We start from the raw sequence: 4,440 nt of genomic DNA, 5'->3' as shown, positions 1-4,440 counted from the left end.
TCTAGCTAACCTATTACCGCATGACGAGTTCTCAGTGACGGTCATAGATAGGAGCCCTTACCACCATTTCCAGCCGGGCAACCTGTGGATTGCCTTCAAGGGTGTTAAGAAGGAGAAGTTCCTAAGGCCGATACGTGAACTCCTTAAACCTCAAGTAAGTTTCCTTAATGATAGCGTTGTGGAGGTTAACCTCTCGGAGCGCTACGTGAAAACCGCTGGCGGAAAACATCTCGAGTATGACTATATAGTCCTAGCAAGTGGGGCTGAGCTCGACTATGACGCGATTCCCGGCCACCGAGAGTTGCTGGAAAAATTTGGAGACTTTTACTCTTCTCCCGAAAACGCCGAAAAATTGTATCATAGTCTTCGCTCTATGAGTGCTGGGAGATTCGTCATAGCTATTGCAGATCCGATCTACAAGTGCCCACCTGGACCTCACAAGGGGGCGTTCCTCTCATGGGACTTCTTCGCTAGGAGGGGGTTGAGGGAAAAGGTTAAAGTCGTGCTAGCTGTCCCCGTCCCACACGCCTATCCATCGAAGGTAATAGCAGACGTTATAGAGCCCGAGTTCAAGGCTAGGAATATCGAGCTGCACACGTTTTTCACAGCAAACGAGATTGACCTTGAAAAGAAGAGGATCCTAAGCCTTGAGGGCGAAGAACTCGCATTTGACGTTGCTACAGTTGTCCCTCCGCATAAGGGTGCTACGTATAAGATCACACCGGAAAGCGCGAAGGATCAAGGTGGTTTTATAGTGATCGATAAACACACAAGCAATATACAGGGATTCGACGATGCCTTTGCTATAGGCGACTGTACTAACGCTCCAACATCAAAGAGCGGTGTTACCGCCCACCTCCAAGCCGAAGTCGTGGCTGCTAGGCTCCAGGGATTTGACGCCCGGTACAGCGGGAGGACGAACTGCCCCGTCATAGCTGATGGGAAGGGCTTATTCGTGATAAGCGACTATGATCATCCTCCGATGCCTGTCCGCTTCTCTAAATTTAAGAGGCTTATGGAGGATCTCTTTGTCGCGACTTACTGGAGTGCTATTAGATACCCTGAGCTCTGGAGCCCCATCTTTAAGGCCTACTTCGACGCAACCGATGAGATGTTAAGAAGTGGTATGGGGTGGTAGGCGTGTCGGGAGGAATCGAGGATATTTTAACCCCAACGAGAAGAGAAGCTCTTGAGAAATTCCTGGACCTTCTCGTAAAACTAAATGAATCCGGAATACTAGACACCGCAAGCGATATCGTTGATCCTGATGTTATAGGCCGTCTCTCAGAGATACTACTGAGGCCGTCAACGCTCCAGATCCTTGACCACCTAGACGAGATATTAGACGCTATGGGCCAGGTAAAACCTGAGACTTTGACAAAGAGCTTCGCGACGCTGGGCACTGTTTTAGAGGCAATGGAGAAGGAGGCAAAGCCTGTCGGTATCCCAGGCCTGTTGAAAGCCTTATCGGATCCAGAGGTTCAGAAAGGCCTTGGTGTAGCTTTAGAGGTTCTCAGAGCGCTAGGCAGATCCCATAAAAAGTAATTTTTCTAACCTTTTTTGATTTTTTGCAGATAAAAGAATAACCAATTTAAGCTACCCTTGAACAGCCAAACCGTAATATGGCGAAAGAGCAGCGACTCAAAAGGAAGCTTGGACTACTTGGAGTGTTTAGCTTCGGCTACGCCGACGTCGGCGCAGGAATCTACATGACGCTTGGCTTAGTAGCTGCCCATGCAGGACCAGCTACGCCTATCGCATATGCTGTCGCCAGCATCTCTTACCTCCTGACAGCGTTAAGTTATGCGGAACTGAGCTCGTCTTTCCCCGAGGCGGGGGGAGGGATGATATTCGCTGAAAAGGCATTCGGGAAATTCATAGCATTTCTTGCCGGCTGGAGCCTGCTCCTAGACTACATAGTCACGGGCTCGATCTTCGCGTTGTCAGCTACGGGTTATCTTGGACACCTAATACCTCTACTTAAAACAGATCCTTATTTCGGCCTAACAGCAGCCCTCCTCGTAGGCTCTCTAGTTGTTCTCAACATCGTAGGGATTAGAGAGTCTGCAGCCGTGAGCTCTATACTCGTAGTGATGGATGTTGTAGGGCTTTCAGTAATCATGTTAATAGGCTATACCACCAGGTTTCAGCCCTTCTTCGACCAGATAGCGATAGGCACTAACCCCACATGGGAAAACTTCTTATACGGCTCCACCCTCGCAATGGCGTCCTACCTTGGGATAGAAGTCGTATCGCAAACGGCTGGAGAGACTCGTAAAGCAGGCTCGACTATACCCAAAGCCGTCAAACTTGTCAGCATAATAGTGATACTCTTCGCTGTCCTCTTCTCAACACTAGCCATAGGCGTGGTAGGCTGGCAAATCCTAGGAGAATCTGAGAAGGATCCCGCTGCCGTAGTTGCACAGCAACTTCCTTACGGAGGGATATTTGCGCTCTGGATCTCCATGATAGGCATGACAGTGTGTTATGTCGCAACAAACACGGGTGTAGTAGGCGTTTCGAGGATGGTTTACGCCATGAGCGAGCAGGGTATGCTTCCCGAGTGGCTCACCGCCCTACACAAGAGGTTTAATACACCCTACAAAGCTATAATACTATTCGCGTTCTTCCAGCTAATGCTCGCCTATATAGGGCACCTCGGTCTAGCAGCAGATCTATACAACTTCGGGGCATTACTCTCGTACATGATTGTAAACCTTTCTGTAGTGATGCTCCGCATCAAGGATCCGTATCGTTACAGGCCCTTCATGACCCCCGGAAATATTACGGTCTCAATAAAAAGGAAGAGCTACCTCATACCTCTAGGAGCTATCGGCGGTTTCATAGCAAACCTAGTAATGTGGCTGATGGTGGTGGGCACACATGAAGAGGGAAGGCTAGTGGGATTCTCATGGCTGGCCGTTGGGCTTCTTGCATATTTCCTTTACGTTGCGAGAAAACGCTAAAACTAGTGTTAGCCTTTAAGCTCTGTCTCAAGAGCCCTGTAGATCTTTCTCAGTACCCTTGAGCGCACGTCTTCAACCCTCTGGGGGTTTAGTATCCTCACTTTAACTTCAAGTTCTACCGTTTTAGCGTTCAATGAGACTACTTGAATCTCAGAGTCGCCGGTTCCTTCTTCACGAGCCTCTTCGCTTATCGCTTTCTCAATAGTACTTATAATATCGTCAAGACTTCGCGAGAGAGGAACGGATATTCTCGCAGTAACATCTATACCACCCGCCTTTGAAAGGTTGCTGATGGTATGCTTGACCAGCAAATTATTTGGGATGTAAACGCGTGCATGCGATCTCGTAACGACCTGAGTATACAGATCGTTTATTTCGACGACCTTGCCAACAATCTCCTCAATCTTTACCCAGTCCCCGACATTGAAGGGCTTATACATGTCGATGATCTGTTTTGCAAAGTAGTTTGGGAGGATGTCTCTGAGCCCGATGACGACAAGTACACCTATCAGTACCACAAAGACTAGTATTGTCTCGAGTTTAAGGTTTAACAGTTCTAATGAGAATAGTATGCCCACCATGTAGATCGCCCAGGAGCCATACCTTGCGGTGGCTTCCGCGAGCAAAGGGTTATACCTCCTAAGAGATCTCCTAATTATCCTCGAAAAGAGAAAGCCTATGACAAGCGTAGCCAATAAACTTCCAAGCACCGATAAAAGAAGCTCTAGCCGCAGCTCAAGCATCTGGAGCAAGCCAATCCCCTCCAAAATGACCTCTTTTCTTTTTTATATTTAAAGCGGATGCCTTACTCGTAAAGGACACGTATAAGTTCATTCACTCTTTCCTCCCTACCAACAACAACAATCTCGTCGTCGGCTTCCAGTACTAGATCTTCCGTTGGACGGCTTGGAATGCCCTCCCTCACCACTACTCCGACGAGAACTCCCATATCCTCTATACTTTTTATACTCCTTCCGACAAGCGGTGAGTCTGGTACAACGCGAATCAATGCGATGACTTTGTCCCGATCCCTTAGGAGATACTTGTACTCCGGGTTAACCACGGCTTCAATGAAGGCACTTAGTGAGTTAACACCCAGACAGACGACGGTGTCAGCCACCTCCCCGCCAACACGTTCACAGTTCTCACTCTGATTAATCCTGACGACGACCCTTGGTACGCCGAGCTTCTTTTTCGCTGTCGTGGCAACCTGTATATTAACGCTATCACTGTCTGTTACAGCATAAAGGACATCCGCTTCCTCCACCTGTGCGTCTCTCAAAAGACTTGTTGACCTTGCATCTCCACAGTAGACTACTACATCATAATTTTTTGCTAGGAAGTCGCAGACTTCTTTCTTCCTATCTATTATTACGACCCTGTCCCCCCTACGTGCGAAAAAGTCTGCTATGGCTTGGCCAATTTTTCCACCTCCCACCACGACTATATACATAACAACCCAGAGCTATGAGAA

Annotated in this window: 5 protein-coding genes; 3 read left to right on the top strand and 2 right to left on the bottom strand. The window is 48.2% G+C overall.

Annotated features, from left to right (window positions below):
• From ACP5KC_RS06130 to ACP5KC_RS06120, 3 genes are all read left to right on the top strand, one after another.
• A partial coding sequence (locus tag ACP5KC_RS06130; protein ID WP_428286970.1) for an NAD(P)/FAD-dependent oxidoreductase occupies positions 1–1,138 on the top strand: 1,138 nt, incomplete at its 5' end.
• 2 nt (positions 1,139–1,140) lie between these two features.
• Positions 1,141–1,545 carry a DUF1641 domain-containing protein gene (locus ACP5KC_RS06125; RefSeq protein WP_052883704.1) on the top strand — a complete coding sequence of 135 codons (405 nt, stop codon included), beginning with the start codon at positions 1,141–1,143 and terminating at the stop codon, positions 1,543–1,545.
• 77 nt (positions 1,546–1,622) lie between these two features.
• The gene (locus tag ACP5KC_RS06120) at positions 1,623–2,966 is read left to right on the top strand and encodes an APC family permease (RefSeq protein WP_052883703.1); all 1,344 of its coding nucleotides are present in this window, start codon (positions 1,623–1,625) and stop codon (positions 2,964–2,966) included.
• Between the two features lie 8 nt (positions 2,967–2,974).
• Here ACP5KC_RS06120 and ACP5KC_RS06115 read toward each other — a convergent pair whose 3' ends face one another.
• Positions 2,975–3,733, bottom strand: a complete 759-nt coding sequence (locus ACP5KC_RS06115; protein ID WP_052883702.1) for a mechanosensitive ion channel family protein — start codon at positions 3,731–3,733, stop codon at positions 2,975–2,977.
• A gap of 38 nt (positions 3,734–3,771) precedes the next feature.
• Positions 3,772–4,404 (bottom strand): potassium channel family protein, encoded by a 633-nt coding sequence (locus ACP5KC_RS06110; protein ID WP_428286969.1) that lies wholly within the window; start codon positions 4,402–4,404, stop codon positions 3,772–3,774.
• Positions 4,405–4,440: the final 36 nt, after the last annotated feature.

It is taken from the genome of Infirmifilum sp., assembly GCF_049970975.1.
Taxonomy (GTDB): domain Archaea; phylum Thermoproteota; class Thermoprotei; order Thermofilales; family Thermofilaceae; genus Thermofilum; species Thermofilum uzonense.
Note: the sequence above shows the minus strand (reverse complement) of the source record. Positions and strands in the feature narration are given on the sequence as shown.

Coding starts and splice junctions, on each gene's coding strand:
- ACP5KC_RS06120 (WP_052883703.1), top strand. CDS start 1,623: ATGGCGAAAGAGCAGCGACTCAAAAGGAAGCTTGGACTACTTGGAGTG.